At 59.4% G+C, this 20,550-nt stretch carries 18 protein-coding genes; 6 read left to right on the top strand and 12 right to left on the bottom strand.

The window, feature by feature from the left end:
* Nucleotides 1-118: 118 nt before the first annotated feature.
* Both ACYZUA_RS22045 and ACYZUA_RS22040 read right to left on the bottom strand, forming a co-directional pair.
* Entirely contained in the window at nucleotides 119-871 is a 753-nt protein-coding gene (locus tag ACYZUA_RS22045) for an anti-sigma factor family protein (RefSeq protein WP_461960589.1), read from the bottom strand.
* Complete coding sequence (locus ACYZUA_RS22040; RefSeq protein WP_461960588.1) at nucleotides 868-1,374, bottom strand: RNA polymerase sigma factor; 507 nt, start codon at nucleotides 1,372-1,374, stop codon at nucleotides 868-870. The genes ACYZUA_RS22045 and ACYZUA_RS22040 overlap by 4 nt, the downstream gene beginning before the upstream one ends.
* Before the next feature lie 158 nt (nucleotides 1,375-1,532).
* Here ACYZUA_RS22040 and ACYZUA_RS22035 point away from each other — a divergent pair, with 158 nt between their 5' ends.
* Both ACYZUA_RS22035 and ACYZUA_RS22030 read left to right on the top strand, forming a co-directional pair.
* Nucleotides 1,533-2,621 carry a catalase family peroxidase gene (locus ACYZUA_RS22035; RefSeq protein WP_461960587.1) on the top strand — a complete coding sequence of 363 codons (1,089 nt, stop codon included), beginning with the start codon at nucleotides 1,533-1,535 and terminating at the stop codon, nucleotides 2,619-2,621.
* Nucleotides 2,618-3,163: a cytochrome b gene (locus tag ACYZUA_RS22030; RefSeq protein ID WP_461960586.1), complete on the top strand. Its 546-nt coding sequence runs from the start codon at nucleotides 2,618-2,620 to the stop codon at nucleotides 3,161-3,163. Before ACYZUA_RS22035 ends, ACYZUA_RS22030 begins: the two co-directional genes overlap by 4 nt.
* A gap of 44 nt (nucleotides 3,164-3,207) precedes the next feature.
* Here the strand turns inward: ACYZUA_RS22030 and ACYZUA_RS22025 are convergent, their stop codons facing one another.
* Nucleotides 3,208-4,359 (bottom strand): M14 family metallopeptidase, encoded by a 1,152-nt coding sequence (locus tag ACYZUA_RS22025; RefSeq protein WP_461960585.1) that lies wholly within the window; start codon nucleotides 4,357-4,359, stop codon nucleotides 3,208-3,210.
* A 483-nt stretch (nucleotides 4,360-4,842) separates the two neighbouring features.
* Nucleotides 4,843-5,184: a DUF6124 family protein gene (locus tag ACYZUA_RS22020; RefSeq protein WP_046047549.1), complete on the bottom strand. Its 342-nt coding sequence runs from the start codon at nucleotides 5,182-5,184 to the stop codon at nucleotides 4,843-4,845.
* A gap of 129 nt (nucleotides 5,185-5,313) precedes the next feature.
* Here ACYZUA_RS22020 and ACYZUA_RS22015 point away from each other — a divergent pair, with 129 nt between their 5' ends.
* A complete protein-coding gene (locus ACYZUA_RS22015) occupies nucleotides 5,314-5,964 on the top strand; it encodes a LexA family protein (protein ID WP_461960584.1) in 651 nt (216 codons plus the stop codon).
* A gap of 39 nt (nucleotides 5,965-6,003) precedes the next feature.
* On the opposite strand, the gene ACYZUA_RS22010 is transcribed toward ACYZUA_RS22015, so the two are convergent.
* The 4 genes from ACYZUA_RS22010 to ACYZUA_RS21995 are packed head-to-tail and all read right to left on the bottom strand — an operon-like array spanning nucleotide 6,004 to nucleotide 11,571.
* Nucleotides 6,004-7,959, bottom strand: a complete 1,956-nt coding sequence (locus ACYZUA_RS22010; protein ID WP_461960583.1) for an acetyl/propionyl/methylcrotonyl-CoA carboxylase subunit alpha — start codon at nucleotides 7,957-7,959, stop codon at nucleotides 6,004-6,006.
* Nucleotides 7,959-8,774: a gamma-carboxygeranoyl-CoA hydratase gene (locus ACYZUA_RS22005; protein ID WP_461960582.1), complete on the bottom strand. Its 816-nt coding sequence runs from the start codon at nucleotides 8,772-8,774 to the stop codon at nucleotides 7,959-7,961. Before ACYZUA_RS22005 ends, ACYZUA_RS22010 begins: the two co-directional genes overlap by 1 nt.
* A 13-nt stretch (nucleotides 8,775-8,787) precedes the next feature.
* Nucleotides 8,788-10,395 (bottom strand): carboxyl transferase domain-containing protein, encoded by a 1,608-nt coding sequence (locus ACYZUA_RS22000; protein ID WP_095128910.1) that lies wholly within the window; start codon nucleotides 10,393-10,395, stop codon nucleotides 8,788-8,790.
* A gap of 12 nt (nucleotides 10,396-10,407) precedes the next feature.
* Entirely contained in the window at nucleotides 10,408-11,571 is a 1,164-nt protein-coding gene (locus tag ACYZUA_RS21995) for an isovaleryl-CoA dehydrogenase (protein ID WP_461960581.1), read from the bottom strand.
* A 238-nt stretch (nucleotides 11,572-11,809) separates the two neighbouring features.
* Here ACYZUA_RS21995 and ACYZUA_RS21990 point away from each other — a divergent pair, with 238 nt between their 5' ends.
* The gene (locus tag ACYZUA_RS21990) at nucleotides 11,810-13,507 is read left to right on the top strand and encodes an AMP-binding protein (RefSeq protein ID WP_461960580.1); all 1,698 of its coding nucleotides are present in this window, start codon (nucleotides 11,810-11,812) and stop codon (nucleotides 13,505-13,507) included.
* A 609-nt stretch (nucleotides 13,508-14,116) separates the two neighbouring features.
* On the opposite strand, the gene ACYZUA_RS21985 is transcribed toward ACYZUA_RS21990, so the two are convergent.
* From ACYZUA_RS21985 to ACYZUA_RS21975, 3 genes are all read right to left on the bottom strand, one after another.
* Entirely contained in the window at nucleotides 14,117-15,016 is a 900-nt protein-coding gene (locus ACYZUA_RS21985) for a hydroxymethylglutaryl-CoA lyase (protein ID WP_461960579.1), read from the bottom strand.
* Between the two features lie 59 nt (nucleotides 15,017-15,075).
* Nucleotides 15,076-15,474 carry a MerR family transcriptional regulator gene (locus ACYZUA_RS21980; RefSeq protein WP_008148495.1) on the bottom strand — a complete coding sequence of 133 codons (399 nt, stop codon included), beginning with the start codon at nucleotides 15,472-15,474 and terminating at the stop codon, nucleotides 15,076-15,078.
* Nucleotides 15,475-15,670: 196 nt separating this feature from the next.
* Complete coding sequence (locus ACYZUA_RS21975; protein ID WP_046047541.1) at nucleotides 15,671-16,600, bottom strand: LysR family transcriptional regulator; 930 nt, start codon at nucleotides 16,598-16,600, stop codon at nucleotides 15,671-15,673.
* A 165-nt stretch (nucleotides 16,601-16,765) separates the two neighbouring features.
* On the opposite strand from ACYZUA_RS21975, the gene ACYZUA_RS21970 reads away from it, so the two are divergent.
* Nucleotides 16,766-17,995, top strand: a complete 1,230-nt coding sequence (locus tag ACYZUA_RS21970) for an acyl-CoA dehydrogenase (protein WP_461960578.1) — start codon at nucleotides 16,766-16,768, stop codon at nucleotides 17,993-17,995.
* Between the two features lie 42 nt (nucleotides 17,996-18,037).
* On the opposite strand, the gene ACYZUA_RS21965 is transcribed toward ACYZUA_RS21970, so the two are convergent.
* Nucleotides 18,038-18,844 (bottom strand): TatD family hydrolase, encoded by an 807-nt coding sequence (locus ACYZUA_RS21965; RefSeq protein ID WP_461960577.1) that lies wholly within the window; start codon nucleotides 18,842-18,844, stop codon nucleotides 18,038-18,040.
* Between the two features lie 235 nt (nucleotides 18,845-19,079).
* Here ACYZUA_RS21965 and ACYZUA_RS21960 point away from each other — a divergent pair, with 235 nt between their 5' ends.
* Nucleotides 19,080-20,501 carry an MltF family protein gene (locus ACYZUA_RS21960; RefSeq protein ID WP_461960576.1) on the top strand — a complete coding sequence of 474 codons (1,422 nt, stop codon included), beginning with the start codon at nucleotides 19,080-19,082 and terminating at the stop codon, nucleotides 20,499-20,501.
* The last annotated feature ends 49 nt before the right edge of the window (nucleotides 20,502-20,550 follow it).

The raw sequence follows: 20,550 nt of genomic DNA, 5'->3' as shown, positions 1-20,550 counted from the left end.
GCCGAGCCCCCTGTGGGAGCGAGCCTGCTCGCGAAAGCGGTGGGTCAGTCGACTTCAATGTTTGATGTGCCGACCTCTTCGCGAGCAGGCTCGCTCCCACAGGGGATTGGTGGTGTGGTCAGAACTGCACGGTTTGCTTGAGCATCTGCGCCGCCGGCGTATCGCTCGGGCTGACCATCGCGTAGTTGTACCCGCCCCCCGACCAGTACTCGGCCTGCAACTCGCCATCGCTGCGACTGCCCCTCGGTAACAGGTAATTTTTCGGTCCCGGTGGGCGGACGTAGAAGCTGACTTTATGGCCGCTTTGATTCTCGTAAACCACCATCGCCGCCGGCCCTTGTTCGGTGCTCAGCAAGCGTCCGCTGACCGGTTTGAAACCTGCGCCCGAGAGGTCGGGTAAGCGATTGGCCTGAGTGAAATAACGGTCGAGCCAACCCTGCATATCACCGTCGTCACTGACTTTGTAGTCGGCCGGCAGGATGCCTTGCTGGGCAATCAGGCGATAGGCCTGCAGGGCATCGGTCATCGGCAGTTGGGCACTGATGAGCGTCATTTCCCGGGCTTGCCAACCGCTGAACCCGCCGACGCTGACCGCGATCAGCAACACGGCAGCGCTGGCCAGGTGACGGCGAGATTGTCGTTTGAGGCGTTGGCGAATCAGCGCCGGGTCGAGGTCCGGATTGGCCGGTTGCTGCAGGACGCCGCTCAATGCCGCGCGCAATTGCTGGGCGTCCTGCTGCCAGGCGCGCACTTGGGCAGCCACCTCAGCGTTGCTGGCCAGAAAAGTCTCCACCAGACGTCGGTCGGCATCGCTGAGTTGCTGGTCGACGTAGGCGTGCAGGTCACGCTCGCTTGGGGGCATGCTGATCATTTGAGTCTCCGCAGTGAAGGACGGGTGATTTCGCCGTCGCTCAGCTGGCGCAAGGCTTGGCGGGCACGGGACAGGCGGGACATTACGGTGCCGGTGGGGACGTCGAGAATCTCGGCGACCTCTTTGTAACTCAAACCTTCGACCGAGACCCAGAGCAGCAGGGCGCGTTGTTCGGTGGTGAGCTGATCGAAGGCTTGCAGGGTCGATTGGGCGATCACGGTGCGTTCCACCGACGGCTGTGAATCGTCACGCCCGGTAAAGAATTCGAGCATCCGCGCATAACGCCGGGAGCGCCGGTGAGCATCGAGAAACTGTCGATACAGAATCGAAAACAGCCAGGCGCGCAAGTCTCCCTCGGGGCGTTTGTCGCTCCAACTCGACAATGCGCGCTCAAGGCAAGACTGCACCAGGTCGTCGGCGCTGCTGGGATTGCGCGTCAACGACACGGCAAACCGGCGCAATCTGGGAATGATTTCTCGCAGTTGTTCGTCGATATCGTTCATGAGTTTCTGGCTAGTCACTACGCTGTGGGCTAGAGAGACGCCCGGCATGCGAGGTTATTCCACGCCTGAAAAAATAAATACGGCGCGATGGAATAAACCGCAGTGGGGTTCGTCTGCTTGATCCTTCTCACTTGTGGCCGATGGCCCTGGAGTCTTTCATGGTAGATCGCTCATCACCGCCCACCCGGCCACCCTTGAGTGCCGCGAGCCTGACATTGCGTCTGGCCGGTATTGCTGTGGTGGTTGCTGCTCTGGCCGGGGCTTTTGCCTACGTCAACGGCACCTTTGACCCACAGCGCCTGACCCCGAAAAAACTGATCAATGTGCTGGAGACCAACAACGGCGTGCATGCGGGCTTCCGGCGTAACCACTCCAAAGGCGTGTGCGTGATCGGACATTTCGAAAGCAGCGGTGAGGCGCGCAGCTATTCCAGCGCTCAGGTGTTCAATGAAGCGCGGACCCCGGTGGTCGGGCGTTTCGCATTGCCGGCCGGTAATCCTTATGCCCCAGACAACAGCGTGCCGATTCGCAGCCTGGCGTTGCGATTCACCCAGGCCAACGGCCAGCAGTGGCGCACCGGGATGAACAGCATGCCGGTGTTCCCGGTGGGTACGCCGGAGGCGTTTTATCAATTGCAACAAGCCCAGTCACCGGACCCGGCCACCGGCAAGCCGAACCCGGCTGCCGTGCCCGCGTTCTTCGGTTCGCATCCGGAAGCTGCACCGTTCCTGGCCTGGATCAAAACCGCCAAGCCGTCGGCCAGCTACGTGACGGAAACCTATAACAGCGTCAATGCGTTTTACCTGGTGAACGCTGCGGGACAACGGCAGGCGGTGCGCTGGAGCATGGTGCCCGTCGCTCAGGATGCCGCGGGCGCTACGGCGCCGGAGGGTGGTGAATTCCTGGAGAAAGACCTGGTTCAGCGTATTTCCGCAGGGCCGCTGCGTTGGCAACTGAACATCACGCTGGCCAACCCTGGCGATCCGGTCAACGACGCCAGCAAGGCCTGGCCCGAGGGTCGCAAAGTGTTGAACGCCGGCACCCTCGTGCTCGAAAGCACCCAGCCGCAACTCAATGGCGAATGCCGGGACATCAACTACGACCCGCTGGTACTGCCCGCCGGCATAGAAGGTTCCGACGACCCATTGCTCGCCGCTCGTTCAGCGGGGTACGCCACTTCCTACTTGCGTCGTACCAGCGAAGTCAGCCAGTTGCCCTCTGCCAATAAACAGGAGTCTCGTCAATGAGCGCTCAACCGAACCACTTCGCGCCTTTAGCGCGATTGCTGCACTGGCTGATGGCGCTGATGATCATTGCCATGCTGTTTATCGGCGCGGGCATGGCCGCTTCGGTGTCCGAGCGTCATGAGTGGCTCATTCATCTGCACAAACCCTTGGGCGTCGCGATTTTGCTGTTGGTGATCGTGCGCCTGGCCGTGCGTTTTTCCACGCAACAGCCACCGCTGCCGGCGGATCTGCCGGGTTGGCAAGCGCTGGCGGCCAAGGCTTCGCATGTGTTGCTGTACGCCTTAATGCTGATTCTGCCGCTGCTGGGCTGGGCGATGATTTCGGCGGCGGGGGATCCGGTGATGCTCAGCAGCTCGTTGCAGTTGCCGTCGATCGTACCGGCGAATGCGCAGGTGTTTGCGTTCCTGCGCAAGGCTCACGGGTATCTGGCGTGTTTGTTGTTTTTGACGGTGCTGCTGCATTTGGCGGCGGCGTTGTTTCACGGCTGGGTGCGCCGCGATGACGTGCTGGACAGCATGTTGCGGGGCAAGGATCGCGGCTGAGCCTTTGTAGCAGCCTTCGGCAGCTGCTACATGGATCGGGGGAATCAGCGCAAGGTGTTGACCATGTCCGCAACGGTCGTCAGCACATCTTTGCCCAACTGCTTCGAACGCTTGCCGGACCAGCCGGTCAGCGCATTCGGTGCATCATTGTTGTCCTTGAAGGGCATTTCGAGGGTCAGTGACAGGCAGTCGAATTTCTCGCCGACGCTGTTGCACGCCAGGGTCATGTTGGCTTTGCCCGGTTCGTCGCGGGTGTAGCCGTGCTTGGTCTGGAAGTCCTTGGTCAGGTGCTTCAGATGACTGCGGAAATGTTCTTCGAGTTTTTCGATTCGTGGCGTGTACCCCGGGTTGCCTTCGCAACCGGCGGTGAACACGTAGGGGATTTCTTCATCGCCATGGATGTCGAGGAACAGGTCGACGCCGTACTTTTCCATCTGCTGCTGAACGAACAGCACTTCCGGGCTGAGTTCCTGGCTGGCGCTCTGCCAGGCGCGGTTCAGGTCCTGACCCATGGCGTTGGTGCGCAGGTGACCGTGGAACGCGCCGTCCGGGTTCATGTTCGGCACCAAATACAGATCGGCGCTGGTCAGCAGTTTGGTCAATACCGGATCGTCGTGTTTTTCGAGACGTTCGATCACGCCTTCCATGAACCACTCGGCCATGTGTTCGCCGGGGTGTTGCTGGGCAATGATCCAGACCTTGCGCTGACCTTCGGCGCCCGTGCCTTTACGCAGCAGCTGGATGTCTCGACCTTCGACGCTCTTGCCGGTGGCCAGCAGTTCGGTGCCGGCCTTGGTCAGCGCTTGCTCGATCAACCAGTCATGGCGACCGCGGCTGTAGGGTTCGAAGTAAGCAAACCAGGCGTGAGTGGCGGTGGCTTCAAGGCTGAAGCGCAGGCAGTCACCTTCGAAAATGGTCGGCACCCGAAACCAGTTGACGTGGTCGTAGGACGCCACCGCCTGATAACCATCCCAGGCTTTGTTGTAGGAGGACTTGCTGGCATTGTTCAGACGAAACCAGTGTTCCTGGCCGACGTGCAGACCGCTGGCCTTGAAGTGGAACCACTGAAAGTGCTGGCTGCGGGTGTCTGGCTTGATGGCCAGCAGGGCTTGCAACGGATTGCTGATGTCCAGCACTTCAATGTTGCCACTGTCGAAGTTGGCACTGATGTCGAAAGAGGATTTAGCCACGGCCATAGTCGATTCCTGAATATGATTTTTATGGCTGTTACTTTACACGCTGGGAAGGGAAAAACCGGGGGAATTCTGGCCTGAAGCGGGGGGCGTCCTCCTTGACGCCGACGCAGCTTAGAGACTGTGCGATTGATTCTCAAGCGCTATTTTTGATTAGTTTGGGCCAATGATGCCGGGCTTCTCTTGCCAACGGATATTCTTTTGATATCATCCGCGCCATTCGAATTTGCAGCACCTAAAGACTTCATTAGCCTGAAGGTAAAGCCAGAATAACTGGCAAAAAAAAGACCCGGCAAAAAGCCGGGTCAAAAACCGTGATTAGCCTGATGAGGAGATAGTCCAGGAGACCGACCTAAGGTCACTTGGACAATCGACTGATCTCGCGACCAGCTGCATGCAATAATAATCATTCTCGTTTGCAAGTCAAATGCTTTTATCTGCGCGATTGGAAAAATCTTTCCTGTCCTCCTCGCAAGCACCCGTGGCTCACCCGTTCTGATCGCCCTCCAGGGATCGATCCACCATCGCCCTGGCCATGTCGATCATGTGCACCGCCGAAAACGCCAGGTCCCGACTTGCGCCCTGTAAATTGCTGGCTGACTCGTACGCAATGGCGGCGGCGCAACGTAGCAAATCCGTGGCATGGACCAGCGCCTCTTCGCAGCTGATGTTGCGGTTTACGTCAAAGAAACGTTCTTCGACCACTTCCTCTGAAACAGCTGGTTTCAAGTAATAGTCCAGCGCTCGTTGCGCGGCGGCAGAGCCTTTTGGCGAGGTGAGGGAAGTGTCGATTTGCATGTCAGGCAGGTCGTTGCAGGGGATGGACATGGCGATAGCAAACTCCGTGATAGATTCAGATCCGTGAACCAATCCTAGTACGTACTGTATTTATGACGAGAGATTAAATACTACAATTTGTGTTTTGACGGTCGGAGGCGCCCACGTATCGTGCCGCACATGGATAAATGGATTGAATTGGTCAAGGCCAAGATGAGTGAACTCAAAATCACTCAAGAAGAACTCGCAGATCGCCTCGGGATGTCCCAGGGCGGCGTCGGCCACTGGCTGAACAAACGCCGCGACCCCGGCGTCCTCAACATGAACCGTGTGTTGAAGGCGCTGGGGATGGACTTTCTCGAAGTGGTGCTGGTGATCCGCGAACCACTCATCCTGGAAGAGGAGGAGATGCCTCTGGCGCTGAAGTACAACCCGTACTTCCGCTACCCGGTCAGTGACTGGAAGGAGCCGGCGCAGCTGCGCGATGGTGAGCTGACGGTGTATCGCAAGGAGGAACGCTTCGAGCTGACCGACTACCACGCCCAGGGCCCGGCCTTCTGGCTGAGTGTGGTGGGCGATGCGATGACCGCGCCCACGGGTATCAGCATTGCCGAGGGCATGATGATCCTGGTGGACCCGGCCATCGTGCCGGAGCCCGGAAAACTGGTGATCGCCCAGTGGCCCGACAGCGCCGAGGCGACCTTTCGCAAGCTGATCGAAGAGGGCGGGCAGCGTTACCTGGTCCCGCTCAATCCGACCTATCCGAAGGCTATCTTCACCGACGAGTGCCGAATTATCGGCGTAGTGGTTCAGGCAACCGCCAAATTCTAATCAGATCGGTCCTCGCAAGACGTAGGACCGATCTTCATTTCATGCTTCTTCAAACTCGACCAACGCGCTGCCTTCGCTGACCATCTCACCTTCCTGGCAATACAGCGCTTTGATCACCCCGGCGTGTGGCGCACGAATGCTGTGCTCCATCTTCATCGCTTCCAGCACCACCAGTTGCGCCCCGGCTTCGACCGTTTGCCCGGCTTCCACCAGCACCCGCACGATGCTGCCATTCATGGGCGCGGTCAGCCCGCCGTGATGGCTGTGGCTGGCTTCGACGGCACTGATCGGGTCGTAGGACTCGATGCGGCGCAATTCACCTTCCCATTGCAGATACACAACGTCGCCACGGCGGATTACCCGATGCTGGCGGCGCAGGCCGTTGTGCTCGGTCAGCAGTTGCTCGCCCTTGAGTTGAGCGGTGTGGGCATCAGCGTCGCCCAACGTCAGCGCGCAATCCTGGCCTTCACAACTCAAGTGCAGGGTGATTTCTGTCGGCAGTCCGGCACGAAAACCATTGCTGTTGGCCCAAGGCGAAGCCGGGTCATCGGCACGGATCGTACTCGGCTGACTTTGGGCAAACGCCTGGGCGGCGGCTTGCCAGAATTCGTCACTGAGGTCCGAGGCGACGGGCAGCAGTTGTTCCTGATGACGCGGAATGAACCCGGTATCCAGTTCGGCCGCAGCAAATGCCGGATGGCCGACGATCCGGCGCAAGAAGTTGATGTTGGTCTTGAGCCCGCCAATGGCAAACTCATCGAGCATGCTCAGCAGCCGCAGTCGCGCCTGTTCGCGATCCTCGCCCCAGGCAATCAGTTTGCCGAGCATCGGGTCGTAGAACGGTGAAATTTCATCGCCTTCTTCAACACCACTGTCCACCCGCCGTCCCGGACCCTGCGCGGATTCGCGATACAGCTCCAGTCGGCCGGTCGCCGGCAGGAAATCATTGCCCGGGTCTTCGGCATACAACCGCACTTCGATGGCATGGCCGATCAGCGGAACCTCGGCTTGAGTCATCGGCAGCGCTTCGCCGCGGGCCACACGAATCTGCCAGGCCACCAGATCGAGGCCGGTGATGGCTTCGGTGACCGGGTGTTCGACTTGCAGGCGCGTGTTCATCTCCATGAAGAAGAACTCACCGCGAGAGTCCAGCAGAAACTCCACAGTGCCGGCGCCGACATAGCCGATGGCTTGTGCCGAACGCACGGCGGCTTCGCCCATGGCGCGACGCAGCTCCGGGCTCAAGCCTGGAGCGGGTGCTTCTTCAACGACTTTTTGGTGCCGACGCTGAATCGAACAATCACGTTCGTTGAGGTACAGGCAGTTGCCGTGCTGATCGGCAAAGACCTGGATTTCCACGTGACGGGGTTTGAGCAGGTACTTCTCCACCAGCATCCGCGAATCGCCGAACGAGGATTTCGCTTCACGCTGGGCCGAGGCCAGGGCTTCGGCCAACTGGCTGACGTCCTCGACCACTTTCATGCCTTTGCCGCCACCGCCCGCAGTGGCCTTGAGCAGCACCGGATAACCGATGCGCTCGCAAGCGTCGCGGAAGGTGTCGAGGTCCTGAGCTTCACCGTGATAGCCAGGCACCAGCGGCACGCCGGCGGTTTCCATCAAGGCTTTGGCGGCGGATTTGCTGCCCATCGCGTCGATGGCTGAGGCGGGCGGGCCGAGGAACATCAGGCCAGCTTCTTCAATCGCGCGGGCGAACCCGGCGTTCTCGGAAAGAAAGCCATAACCCGGATGAATCGCCTGAGCGCCGCTGGCCTTGGCCGCGGCGATCAGTTTGTCGATTTGCAGGTAACTGTCGGCGGCTTTGCTGCCACCGAGGTCGACGCGGATATCCGCTTCGCGGCTGTGTCGGGCTTCACGGTCAGTGGCGCTATGAACGGCCACGGTGGTCAGGCCCAGGGCTTTGGCGGTGCGCATCACCCGGCAAGCGATTTCGCCGCGGTTGGCCACCAGCAGGGTGGTGAGAACAGGTGCGCTCATCAACGCGGCTCCTTGGGGGTGGTTTCGGCTTGCCAGCTCGGCGGACGTTTTTGCAGAAAGGCCCGCAAGCCTTCCTGACCTTCGGGGCTGACGCGAATTCGGGCGATGGCATTTTCGGTGTAGCGGCGTAGTGCCGGGGTCAGCGCGCCGTGGCCGACTTCGCGCAGCAAGTCCTTGCTGGAGCGCATGGCGGCCGGGCTATTGAGCAACAGGTTGTCGATCCACTGCTCGACTTTCTGTTCCAGTTCTGCGATCGGATAACTCTCCGACAACAAGCCGATTTCCCGCGCTCGTTGTCCGCCGAAACGCTCGGCAGTCAGCGCATAGCGACGTGCCGCGCGTTCGCCGATGGCTTGCACCACGAACGGACTGATCACCGCCGGGGCCAGGCCGATGCGCACTTCCGACAGGCAGAACTGCGCGTCATCGGCGCCGATGGCCATGTCGCAGCAACTGATCAGGCCCAACGCGCCACCGAATGCAGCGCCTTGCACCACCGCCAGCGTCGGGACTTTCAGCTTGGCGAGGTTGTACATCAACTCTGCAAGTTCCCGGGCGTCGTCGAGGTTGGTGTGGTAATCGAGTTCGGCCGATTGCTGCATCCAGGCCAGATCCGCGCCGGCGCTGAAATGCTTGCCGCGTCCACGCACTAACAGAAAACGCAGACTGGCATCGCTCGACACTTTGTCCAGCGCGAGGATCAGTTCGCGGATCATTTCGGCGTTGAACGCGTTGTTCTTTTCTTCACGGCTGAGCCACAGGGTCGCAAAACCACGCGGGTCGGTCAGCAGTTCGAGGGTGTTGAAGTCGCTCATGATTTTCTCCCGATCACATCCGGAACACGCCGAAGCGGCTCTGTTCGACTGGCGCATTCAGCGACGCCGACAAGGCCAGGGCCAATACATCGCGGGTTTGCGCCGGGTCGATGACGCCGTCGTCCCACAACCGGGCGCTGGAGTAGTAGGGATGACCCTGTTCTTCATACTGGTCGAGGATCGGTTGCTTGATCTCGGCTTCCTGCTCGGCGCTGAAACTGTGACCACTGCGCTCCGCTTGCTCGCGTTTAACCTGCACCAAAACACCCGCGGCCTGCTCGGCGCCCATCACGCCGATGCGTGCGTTCGGCCACATCCACAGGAAACGTGGATCGTAAGCTCGCCCACACATGCCGTAGTTACCGGCACCGAAACTGCCGCCGATGATTACAGTGAATTTCGGCACCTTGGCGCACGCCACCGCGGTCACCAGTTTCGCGCCGTGCTTGGCGATGCCGCCGGCCTCGTATTTCTGGCCGACCATGAAGCCGGTGATGTTTTGCAGGAACAGCAACGGAATGCCGCGCTGACAGGCCAGCTCGATGAAGTGCGCGCCTTTCTGCGCGGCTTCAGCGAACAGAATGCCGTTGTTGGCAAGGATCGCGATCGGGTAACCGTGCAAGTGGGCAAAGCCGCACACCAGGGTCGTCCCGAACAGTGCTTTGAATTCGTCGAACACCGAACCGTCCACCAACCGCGCGATCACTTCGCGCACGTCGAACGGCTGCTTGGCATCCGCCGACACCACGCCGTACAACTCGTCGCTGTTGTAGAGCGGGGCGATGGGCGTGCGCTGTTGCACTTCGCCGAGTTTTCGCCAGTTGAGGTTGGCGATGCTGCGTCGCGCAATGGCCAAGGCGTGTTCGTCGCTCTCGGCGTAGTGGTCGGCCACCCCGGAAATCTTGCAGTGCACATCGGCCCCGCCGAGGTCTTCGGCGCTGACCACTTCACCCGTGGCGGCTTTTACCAGTGGCGGGCCGGCGAGGAAAATCGTCGCTTGCTCGCGCACCATGATTGCTTCGTCGGCCATGGCCGGCACGTACGCGCCACCGGCGGTGCAGGAACCCATGACCACCGCGATTTGCGGGATGCCCATGGCGCTCATATTCGCTTGGTTGAAGAAGATCCGTCCGAAGTGCTCGCGGTCCGGGAACACTTCATCCTGACGCGGCAGGTTGGCACCGCCAGAGTCCACCAGGTAGATGCACGGCAAGCGGTTCTGCTGGGCGATGGTTTGGGCGCGCAGGTGTTTTTTCACGGTCAGCGGGTAATACGAGCCACCTTTTACGGTGGCGTCGTTGGCGACGATCATGCATTCGACGCCTTCCACACGGCCAATCCCGGCAATCACGCCAGCGGCCGGAACGTCTTCGCCATACACCTCGTAGGCCGCCAGTTGGCTGATTTCGAGAAACGGCGAACCCGGATCGAGCAAGCGATTAATCCGTTCACGGGGCAGCAGTTTGCCCCGCGAGGTGTGGCGCTCTTGCGCCTTCGGGCCGCCACCTTGCTGTACTTTGGCGAGCAGGGTGTGCAGGGCGTCGACCTGTTTGAGCATCGCTGCGCTGTTGGCCGCGAACTCCGCCGAACGGGGGTTGAGCTGGGTATGCAGGATAGCCATGGACAGCTCCGTTTAGCGGGTTTCGTTGAACAGTTCGCGACCGATCAGCATGCGACGGATCTCACTGGTGCCGGCGCCGATTTCGTACAGCTTGGCGTCACGCAGCAGACGACCGGCCGGGAATTCATTGATGTAGCCATTGCCGCCGAGAATCTGGATCGCGTCGAGGGCCATTCGGGTCGCGCATTCGGCGCTGTAGAGGATGACTCCGGCGGCGTCCTTGCGGGCGGTTTCGCCGCGTTCGCACGCTTGTGCAACCGCATAGAGGTAGGCACGGCTGGCGTTGAGTTGGGTGTACATGTCGGCGACCTTGCCCTGGATCAGCTGGAACTCGCCGATGCTTTGGCCGAACTGCTTGCGGTCGTGGATGTACGGCACGATCAGGTCCATGCAGGCCTGCATGATCCCGGTCGGGCCGCCGGACAGGACAACGCGTTCGTAATCGAGGCCGCTCATCAGCACTTTCACGCCGCCGTTGAGCACGCCGAGGATGTTTTCCTCCGGCACTTCGACGTCATCGAAGAACAGCTCGCAGGTGTTGGAACCGCGCATGCCGAGCTTGTCGAATTTGTTGCTGCGGGTGAAGCCTTTGGAATCACGTTCTACGATGAACGCAGTGATGCCGTGGGGGCCTTTTTCCAGGTCGGTCTTGGCGTAGATCACGTAGGTATTGGCGTCTGGGCCGTTGGTGATCCAGGTCTTGCTGCCGTTGAGGACGTAGTGATCGCCGCGTTTGTCGGCACGCAGTTTCATTGACACCACGTCAGAACCGGCATTCGGTTCGCTCATGGCCAGGGCGCCGACGTGCTCGCCGCTGATCAGCTTCGGCAGGTATTTGGTTTTCTGTTCGTGATTGCCGTTGCGGTTGATCTGGTTGACGCAGAGGTTGGAGTGCGCGCCGTAGGACAGTGCGACCGAGGCCGAACCGCGGCTGATTTCTTCCATGATCACCACGTGGGCCAGGTAACCCAGGCCCGCGCCGCCGTATTCTTCCGGGACGGTCACGCCCAGCAAGCCCATGTCGCCGAATTTACGCCACAGGTCGGCGGGGAACAGGTTGTCGATGTCGATCTGAGCGGCGCGTGGTGCGATCTCTTTGGCGACGAAGGACTGAACCTGATCGCGCAGCATGTCGATGGTTTCACCGAGGGCAAAGTTCAGGGATGGGTAGCTCATGGGGCACCTTTTGGCTTTTTTGTAGGGTAGGGAGGGCCGTGATTTGGTTCTCACCTTTACGTTAACGTAAGCCTGTGATGAATGGCTGTCAATCACCCTTTACGTTAACGTCAACTTGAGCGACTCTGTAGGAGCAAAGCTTGCTCGCGATAAACGATAACGCGGTCCTGCAACTACACCGCAGTGCTCCTATCGCAAGCAAGCTTAGCTCCCACAATAAAGACAATAGGGGGTCGTCATGGATCAACCCAGTGCAAGCCCGCTGCGCAGCTATACCCGCGGTTCCCAAGACAAAGCCTTGCTGGCGATGACCATCGGCCAGGCGTTCGATAACACCGTCGCGCAGTACCCGACCGGGGAGGCGCTGGTCGTGCGCCATCAACAGTTGCGCTACACCTGGCAGCAACTGGCCGAAGCCGTGGATCTGCATGCCAGAGCATTATTGGCGCTGGGCTTGCAGGCCGGTGACCGTCTCGGCATCTGGGCACCGAACTGCGCCCAATGGTGTATCAGCCAGTTCGCCAGCGCGAAAATTGGTGTGATTCTGGTCAACATCAATCCGGCCTACCGCAGCTCCGAACTCGAATACGTGTTGAAGCAATCCGGCTGCCAATGGCTGGTCTGCGCCGGCGCCTTCAAGACCTCCGACTATCACGGGATGCTGCAGGGTTTGGTGCCTGAGTTGGCGGAGCAATCCATCGGGAAATTGCAAAGCGAACGCCTGCCGGATCTGCGCGGGGTGATCAGCCTCGATGCCCAACCGCCATCGGGCTTCCTGCCTTGGTCACAATTGACCGATCTGGCGGGCAGCGTGTCAGCCGAGCAGTTGCGCGAACGTCAGCACAGCCTGCATTTCGACCAGGCGGTAAACATCCAGTACACCTCCGGCACCACCGGTTTCCCGAAGGGCGCGACCCTCAGTCACTACAACATTTTGAACAACGGTTACATGGTCGGCGAAAGCCTCGGCCTGACCGCGAGTGATCGTCTGGTCATCCCGGTGCCGCTGTATCACTGCTTCGGCATGGTCATGGGCAACCTCGGCTGCATGACTCACGGCAGCACCATGATTTACCCCAACGATGCATTCGATCCGCTGCTGACCCTGACCACCGTCGCCGAAGAAAAGGCCACCGCGCTTTATGGCGTGCCAACCATGTTCATCGCCATGCTCGATCAGCCCAAACGCGCTGAATTCGATCTGTCGAGCCTGCGCACCGGGATCATGGCCGGGGCGACCTGTCCGATCGAAGTGATGCGTCGGGTCATCAGTGACATGCACATGAGCGAAGTGCAGATTGCCTACGGCATGACGGAAACCAGTCCGGTGTCGTTGCAGACCGGTCCGTCAGACGAACTGGAACTGCGCGTCACCACTGTCGGTCGCACCCAGCCACAACTGGAAAGCAAGATCATCGACGAGGCGGGCAACCTCGTGCCGCGTGGCACTATCGGCGAGTTGTGCACCCGCGGCTACAGCGTGATGCTCGGTTACTGGAACAACCCGCAAGGCACCGCGGAAGCCATCGACCAGGCCGGCTGGATGCACACCGGTGATCTGGCGAGCATGAACGACGAAGGCTACGTATGCATTGCCGGACGTAACAAGGACATGATCATCCGCGGCGGTGAGAATATTTACCCGAGGGAGCTGGAAGAGTTCTTCTTTACCCATCCGGCAGTCGCGGATGTGCAAGTGATCGGGATTCCGTGTTCGCGTTATGGCGAAGAGATTGTTGCCTGGATCAAATTCCATCCGGGCCACAGCGCCACCGAGCAGGAGCTGCAAACGTGGTGCAAGGAGCGCATCGCGCACTTCAAGACACCGCGTTACTTTAAATTCGTCGAAGAGTTTCCGATGACCGTGACCGGGAAGATCCAGAAGTTTCGGATGCGCGAGATCAGTATCGAGGAGTTGAAGACCAATAACATATGACGAAAATCCCAAGTGGGAGCGAGCTCGCTCCCACTTGGGATGGCGCTGCAAATTACAAACGCCAGAAAGCACAAAGGGGAGCCGAAGCTCCCCTTTAATTTTGTCGTTGCGCGTGCTCTTTTTTTATTATTGAGGGGCGGTCTGTTGTTGTTTTTGGAAACCGTGACCCTTTACCGCTGTTTTTGTCGATCCCCATCCGGGATCAAGAGCAAACGTATTTTTTTGAGCGCTGATCTACTTTTTCGCTAAGCGATCCAACCAGTTCGGGAGCTACCTGAAGGTAGTTTTATTGTTCTCTGCCCGGTTGCGGGTTACTCCGAAAAGCACCCTGAAAAGCACATCCTCTCCAAAAAAATCTGTTAGCTGCGTCTCTGCCGTGTTGTTTTTGTTATGTCAGAGTCGTTACGTCTTATTGTTATTAGGTTTGCCGCTTTTTTTATTCTTGTTATGCAGTAGAGATAGCAGAAGCCGTGCCAACTTTTAAAAAGTCTTTAAAATCAATGATTTATGTTTTTGTCGGATTTTTCCGTCAGTCAAAACCCGACAATTTGTTTCCGTGTTACTCGCTTGCGCCCCACGTTTCAGACGCAGCGGTAACACCCGGACACCTCACTGTGCGCTACGAGCCTTGGCCACGCGCGAACCGGTCGCTCGCCCCAGCACCGTGCAAATCTGCTGACCGGCCAGAATCAAGGCGTCCAGGTCAATACCGGTCTCGATACCGAGGCCGTTGAGCAGGTAAACCACGTCTTCGGTGGCGACGTTACCGCTGGCGCCCTTGGCGTACGGGCAGCCGCCGAGACCGGCGATGGAGCTGTCGAACACCGAGATGCCTTCCAGCAGACTGGCGTAGATGTTGGCCATGGCCTGGCCATAGGTGTCGTGGAAGTGCCCGGCCAGTTTTTCACGGGGCACATCGGCCGAGACCACTTCGAACATCTTGCGGGTCGCGCCAGCGGTGCCGGTGCCGATGGTGTCGCCCAGGGAAACTTCATAGCAGCCCATCGCATAGAGCTCGCGAGCGACTCGAGCGACTTGATCCGGCGCGACGTTACCTTCGTAAGGGCAGCCCAGCACACAGGACACGTAACCGCGCACGCTGACACCGTGTTGCCTGGCGGCGTCCATGATCGGCACGAAGCGCTCCAGGCTTTCGCTGATCGAGCAATTGATGTTGCGCTGGGAAAACGATTCGGACGCGGCGGCGAACACCGCGACTTCCTTGACCCCGGCCGCGATGGCGTCTTCAAACCCGCGCAGGTTCGGTGCAAGTGCACCATAGGTCACGCCCGGTTTACGCTGGATTTGTGCGAAGACGTCGGCGGAACCGGCCATTTGCGGTACCCATTTGGGCGAAACGAAACTGCCGACTTCTATATAGCCGAGGCCGGCGGCGGTCAGCGCGTCGACCAGTTGCACCTTGTCCGCAACACTGATGGGTTGGGCTTCGTTTTGCAGACCGTCGCGTGGGCCGACTTCGACCAGGCGTACGTGAGTGGGTAAGGGCATGGCAATGGACCTGTTGAAATTGTATGAATGTTCACAGAACCCCTGTAGGCGCTCAGCTCCTACACGAGCTGCTGGCTCTTGATGGTCTGTTCCAGCGCCTGGGTGCAACGCTCCTGCGCGGTGTCCAGTTCCAGCTTCATCTGTTCGATGTCGAGCATTTGCTGTTCGAGCTGTTCACGACGTTCGGCGATTTTGGTCAGCATGGTTTGCAGCTGTTTCTGATTGCCACCGGAGGGGTCGTAGAGTTCGATCAGCTCGCGGCATTCGGCCAGGGAGAAACCAATGCGCTTGCCCCGCAGGATCAGCTTCAGGCTGACCTTGTCACGGGGCGAGTAGATACGTTCCTGACCGCGTCGCTCGGGGCTGAGCAGGCCTTGCTCTTCATAAAAGCGAATGGCTCGGGTGGTGATGTCGAGCTCGCGGGCGAGGTCGGAAATGCTATAGGTCTGGCTGCTCATGGAAGCGCTCGAAAAAGGTCATGGCGCTAAGCTAATGTCAGGTTGACGTTTACGTCAAGGGGCATGGATTTTTGCTGTCAGTGCCGGCCCCTTCGCGAGCAGGCGCGCTCCCACATTCGACCGCATTCTTTCTGGAAGAACCGGGTTAAATGTGGGAGCGAGCCTGCTCGCGATGGGGGCGCCGCGGTGTAAAGTCTTACACCTTATCGAGCTTCTTCTCATGTGCCGTCACCTGCTGGCACAACTCGATCATCTGCTCGCGCATCCAGCGGTTGGCCGGGTCCTGGTCGGTGCTTTCGTGCCAATAGAGGTGGGTTTCCACCGGCGGCACATCGTTGACCGGCAGGTTCACCGAGTACAAATCATGGCGACGGGCGAAGCGTTCCGGCACGGTCATTACCATGTCGGTCTGCTGCAACACCTGGGATGCCATCAAGTAATGCTGGGATCGCAGGGCGATCTTGCGCTGGATGCCCATTTTGCCCAGGGCCAGGTCGACATGGCCCAGACCACTGCGGCGGCTGGAGATATGGATGTGGGTCAGCGACAGGTAATCGTCGAGGGTGAACTTTTCTTTTCCCGCCAGCGGATGGCCCTTGCGCATGGCACACACGTAACGGTCTTCCATCAACTTGACGTGGCGCACTTGCGGGTCAGTGTTTAGCGGCGCGTCGACAGCGAAATCAAGACGCCCGGCCGCCAGTTCCTTGGTGGTTTCGCGGCGCTTGGACAGAAAGCTTTCGATGATCACCGTCGGCGCCAAACGCCGCAGGCGCTGGAACAGTGCTGGCAGAATCACCGCTTCGGTGAGGTCGGTCATGCTGATGCGATACGTCTTGACCGCCTGCAACGGGTTGAAAATACGGCTTTCCTGCACCGACACCCGCAGCAAGGAGAGGGCGTTGCGCACCGGCCCGATTATGTTCTGCGCCATGGGCGTCGGGACCATGCCCTGAGCGGTACGCACGAACAACGGGTCATTGAAGGTCTCGCGCAGACGGGCCAGGGCGTTCGAGACCGCCGGTTGAGTAATGCCGACAATCTGCCCGGCACGGGTCAGGTTGGCTTCGGTGTAGATCGCGTCGAAGACGATGAAAAGGTTGAGGTCGACCTTGCTCAGATTCATTGCGCTGCACTCTTATTGTTGGGCTCTCGATCAGCCGATCATATATCGGTGATGAATGTTAATACACGCCGAGAATAGGCTAGGTAAATTTTCGTAGCTGTTCTAGCATCGATTCCATGACCTGAACAACTCATCAAAACCCTCCATTAAAAGGTAGAGCTGCCCATGGATTTCGCTTATTCGCCCAAGGTGCAAGAACTGCGTGAGCGCGTGACCGCGTTCATGGACACCTACGTTTATCCCGCCGAAGCGGTGTTCGAGCGCCAGGTCGCCGAGGGCGATCGCTGGCAGCCGACCGCAATCATGGAGGAGCTCAAACTCAAGGCCAAGGCTGAAGGTTTGTGGAATTTGTTTTTGCCGGAGTCCGAACTCGGCGCCGGCCTGACCAACCTTGAATACGCGCCATTGGCCGAAATCATGGGCCGCTCGCTGCTGGGCCCCGAGCCGTTCAACTGCTCGGCGCCAGACACCGGCAACATGGAAGTGCTGGTGCGTTACGCCAACGAAGAGCAGAAGCAACGCTGGCTCGAACCGTTGCTGCGCGGCGAGATCCGCTCGGCGTTCGCCATGACCGAACCGGACGTGGCCTCGTCCGACGCCACCAACATGGCCGCCCGCGCCGTGCGTGATGGCGACGAGTGGGTAATCAACGGCAAAAAATGGTGGACCTCAGGCGCTTGCGATCCACGCTGCAAGATTCTGATCTTCATGGGCCTGAGCGATCCCGACGCGCCGCGCCATGCCCAGCACTCGATGATTCTGGTGCCGGTGGATGCTCCGGGTGTGAAGATCGTTCGTCCGCTGCCAGTGTTCGGTTACGACGACGCACCTCACGGCCACGCCGAAGTGCTGTTCGAAAACGTCCGCGTGCCGTACGAAAACGTCCTGTTGGGCGAAGGACGCGGCTTCGAAATCGCTCAGGGTCGCCTTGGCCCGGGTCGGATTCACCACTGCATGCGTTCAATCGGCATGGCTGAACGTGCATTGGAACTGATGTGCAAACGGGCGGTAACCCGTACTGCGTTCGGTAAACCTTTGGCACGCCTGGGCGGCAACATCGACAAGATTGCCGACTCGCGGATGGAAATCGACATGGCGCGCCTGCTGACGTTGAAAGCGGCGTACATGATGGACACCGTTGGCAACAAGATTGCGAAAAGCGAAATCGCTCAGATCAAGGTTGTCGCACCGAACGTGGCCTTGCGGGTGATCGACCGGGCGATCCAGATCCATGGCGGGGCAGGGGTTTCCAACGATTTCCCACTGGCGTACATGTATGCGATGCAGCGTACTCTGCGCCTGGCCGATGGCCCGGACGAAGTGCACCGTGCGGCGATCGGCAAGTTCGAGATCGGCAAGTACGTGCCCAAAGAAATGATGCGCGGCAGCCACTGATAATGTCGGAGCGAGCTTGCTCGCTCCCACAGGTTCGGTTCGTCAGTTCACCATTGGCAAGCCGTAGAACGCTCGCGCACACGCCGTGCTGTGAGCGGCCAGATCTTCCTCGCTCTCCCCGCGATGCAGCGCCACTTCCCGCAATACTTCGGTCAGATACGCCGGTTCGTTGCGGCCATTCTTCGGCTTGGGCCGCAGACTGCGCGGCAACAGATACGGCGCATCGCTTTCCAGCATTAGCCGTCCCTGTTTGATCTCTTTCACCAGTGGATGCAGGTGCGTGCCCCGGCGCTCGTCGCAGATCCAGCCGGTGATGCCGATGTGCAAATCCAGATCGAGGTAACTGAACAGCGCCTTCTTTTCGCCCGTGAAGCAATGCACCACAGCGGCCGGCAATTGATCACGGTAATCGCGAAGGATCTCCAGCAAGCGCTGACTGGCGTCGCGCTCGTGGAGGAACACCGGCAATTGCAGTTCGACTGCCAACTCCAAGTGCTTTTCCAGGACTTTTTCCTGCTGCGGGCGCGGCGAGAAATCACGGTTGAAATCCAGCCCGCATTCACCCACCGCCACGACGTTCGGCTCTTTGAGCAAACTGCGCAGACGCTGGGCGCTGTCGGCGTTCCAGTCGCTGGCGCAGTGGGGATGAATGCCGGCGGTGGCGAACAGCCGTTGAGCCGTTTCGTCCAGTTGCCGGCACAGTTCCAGCGCCTGCTCGCTGCCCTCGACACTGGTGCCGGTGAGCACCAATTGGCAGACCCCGGCAGCGTAGGCACGGTCGAGTACAGCCTGGTGTTTGTCGGCAAAACTGGGGTTGGTCAGGTTGACGCCGATATCGATGAGTTGCATGGTGCTACCTCGGACCAAAGGCCGGAAAGCATATCAGAGCTGTAGATTTATAAGAAAAGCCAAGAACTACAATGAGTTAAAGCTGTCTCTTGATGCCGCGAGACAGGTCAGGGTGGCTAAGGTGCCATCACTGTGCCAGTCTTTCGCACTTTGCCAGCGCTCAAGGCGCTCTGTTTCTGTCGTTCGATTTCATGAAAATTCTTGAGATCGGCCCAGTATTCTTTCTGGAGAGTGGATGATACGTCCCTCGGTTTTGCTACTGCTGTGTTGCTCGTTGCTGCTGCCGATGCCGGCGGTTGCGCGTCTGGCCGGGCCGCTGCAAGCCGTGCCTTCGGCCAAAGTGCGCGACTTGGCGGAAATCCGCAGCAGTCGCGTGCTGCGCGTGTTGGTCAACCAGAGCCGCAACAGCTCCGGCGAAGTCCAGGGCCAGGCCATCGGTGTGGAATACCACCGCTTGCGTGCCTTCGAGCAGTACCTCAACGGTCACGCCCGTGACGGTCAGGAAATTACCCTCAAGATCATTCCCAAGGGCAAGGATCAACTGATCGGCGCGTTGCAGCGCGGCGAGGGTGATCTGGTCGCACCGGGCGAACTGCTGGACCTGCAACCGGGCCACGCGGTCAGCACCAGTGAACCGATTGCCAGCAACATCCCGTTGATATTGGTCGGGATTAAAGGCGAGCGACGTTACACCCGTCTCGAACAACTTTCCGGCAAAACCCTGGCGTTGCCCACCGGCAGTGCCGCCGGGGACGCGGTCAGTCAAATCAATCAAAAGCTCGCGCTGTTGAAACTGCCACCGGTGAGCATCGAGTGGGTCGATCCCAGTCTGGCGGTCGAGGATGTGTTGGAGATGGTCCAGGGCGGAATCTTTCACCTGACGATCGTGGAACAACCCATTGCCGAACGCTGGGGCAAGATCCTGCCCAAATTGCGTTTCGATCGGCAGGTGCTCATCAGCGAGCCGGGCGAAGAGTTCTGGTTCGTGCGCCGCGACGCCTCAATGTTGCGCGCGAGCATTGATCGCTTCCTGGCCGGTTACAAAAAACCGTCGGATCAGGATGCCGCGTTCCTGCGGATCTATCGACGTCTGTATCAAGTGCACTATCCATTGGCCAAGGCAGATCGGCAGCGCCTCGAGAAACTTCGACCGGTGCTGCAGAAACACGCTGAAGCCCAAGGCATGGACTGGTTGAACCTGGCGGCCCTGGCGTTCAAGGAATCGGCCTTGCAGCCCAATGCCCGCAGTGGCAGCGGCCCTACCGGCCTGATGCAGATCACCCCGTCCGCCGCGCAGCGGGTGGGGGTCAACAACATTCAGAATCTCGACGCCAATGTGCAGGCCGGGGCCAAGTACCTGGCGATGATTCGTCGCAAGTTCTTTGCCAGCCCCAAACTCAACGAGCGTGAGCGCATGGCGTTCGTGCTGGCGGCCTACAACATGGGGCCGGAGCGGGTTCAGGGCATGCGTGCCGAGGCTCGGCGGCGCGGTTTGAATCCCAATCAGTGGTTCTTCCAGGTCGAACGCATCGCCATGGAGCAGGTGGGAATGGGCGCCGTCAGCTATGTTAACAGCGTGAACAAGTATTACCTGGCGTTCGATCGGGAGCGGGAGACGTTGGAGCCCCAGGGGCAGAAAGTTGCCTCACGCAAATAATCGAATAAACTGATTGTAATGGCGCATTAATTGCGCTTTTTACATGAAA

Source organism: Pseudomonas sp. LS2P72 (genome assembly GCF_054897865.1).
Note: the sequence above shows the minus strand (reverse complement) of the source record. Positions and strands in the feature narration are given on the sequence as shown.

Excerpts from the sequence above, each read along its gene's own strand:
- ACYZUA_RS22015 (WP_461960584.1), top strand. The coding sequence starts at position 5,314 with ATGGATAAATGGATTGAATTGGTCAAGGCCAAGATGAGTGAACTCAAA.
- ACYZUA_RS21985 (WP_461960579.1), bottom strand. The coding sequence starts at position 15,016 with ATGCCCTTACCCACTCACGTACGCCTGGTCGAAGTCGGCCCACGCGAC.
- ACYZUA_RS22045 (WP_461960589.1), bottom strand. The coding sequence starts at position 871 with ATGATCAGCATGCCCCCAAGCGAGCGTGACCTGCACGCCTACGTCGAC.
- ACYZUA_RS21980 (WP_008148495.1), bottom strand. The coding sequence starts at position 15,474 with ATGAGCAGCCAGACCTATAGCATTTCCGACCTCGCCCGCGAGCTCGAC.
- ACYZUA_RS21960 (WP_461960576.1), top strand. The coding sequence starts at position 19,080 with ATGATACGTCCCTCGGTTTTGCTACTGCTGTGTTGCTCGTTGCTGCTG.
- ACYZUA_RS21995 (WP_461960581.1), bottom strand. The coding sequence starts at position 11,571 with ATGAGCTACCCATCCCTGAACTTTGCCCTCGGTGAAACCATCGACATG.
- ACYZUA_RS22005 (WP_461960582.1), bottom strand. The coding sequence starts at position 8,774 with ATGAGCGACTTCAACACCCTCGAACTGCTGACCGACCCGCGTGGTTTT.
- ACYZUA_RS22040 (WP_461960588.1), bottom strand. The coding sequence starts at position 1,374 with ATGAACGATATCGACGAACAACTGCGAGAAATCATTCCCAGATTGCGC.
- ACYZUA_RS22010 (WP_461960583.1), bottom strand. The coding sequence starts at position 7,959 with ATGAGCGCACCTGTTCTCACCACCCTGCTGGTGGCCAACCGCGGCGAA.
- ACYZUA_RS21970 (WP_461960578.1), top strand. The coding sequence starts at position 16,766 with ATGGATTTCGCTTATTCGCCCAAGGTGCAAGAACTGCGTGAGCGCGTG.
- ACYZUA_RS21965 (WP_461960577.1), bottom strand. The coding sequence starts at position 18,844 with ATGCAACTCATCGATATCGGCGTCAACCTGACCAACCCCAGTTTTGCC.
- ACYZUA_RS22030 (WP_461960586.1), top strand. The coding sequence starts at position 2,618 with ATGAGCGCTCAACCGAACCACTTCGCGCCTTTAGCGCGATTGCTGCAC.
- ACYZUA_RS22025 (WP_461960585.1), bottom strand. The coding sequence starts at position 4,359 with ATGGCCGTGGCTAAATCCTCTTTCGACATCAGTGCCAACTTCGACAGT.
- ACYZUA_RS21975 (WP_046047541.1), bottom strand. The coding sequence starts at position 16,600 with ATGAATCTGAGCAAGGTCGACCTCAACCTTTTCATCGTCTTCGACGCG.
- ACYZUA_RS22000 (WP_095128910.1), bottom strand. The coding sequence starts at position 10,395 with ATGGCTATCCTGCATACCCAGCTCAACCCCCGTTCGGCGGAGTTCGCG.
- ACYZUA_RS22035 (WP_461960587.1), top strand. The coding sequence starts at position 1,533 with ATGGTAGATCGCTCATCACCGCCCACCCGGCCACCCTTGAGTGCCGCG.
- ACYZUA_RS21990 (WP_461960580.1), top strand. The coding sequence starts at position 11,810 with ATGGATCAACCCAGTGCAAGCCCGCTGCGCAGCTATACCCGCGGTTCC.
- ACYZUA_RS22020 (WP_046047549.1), bottom strand. The coding sequence starts at position 5,184 with ATGTCCATCCCCTGCAACGACCTGCCTGACATGCAAATCGACACTTCC.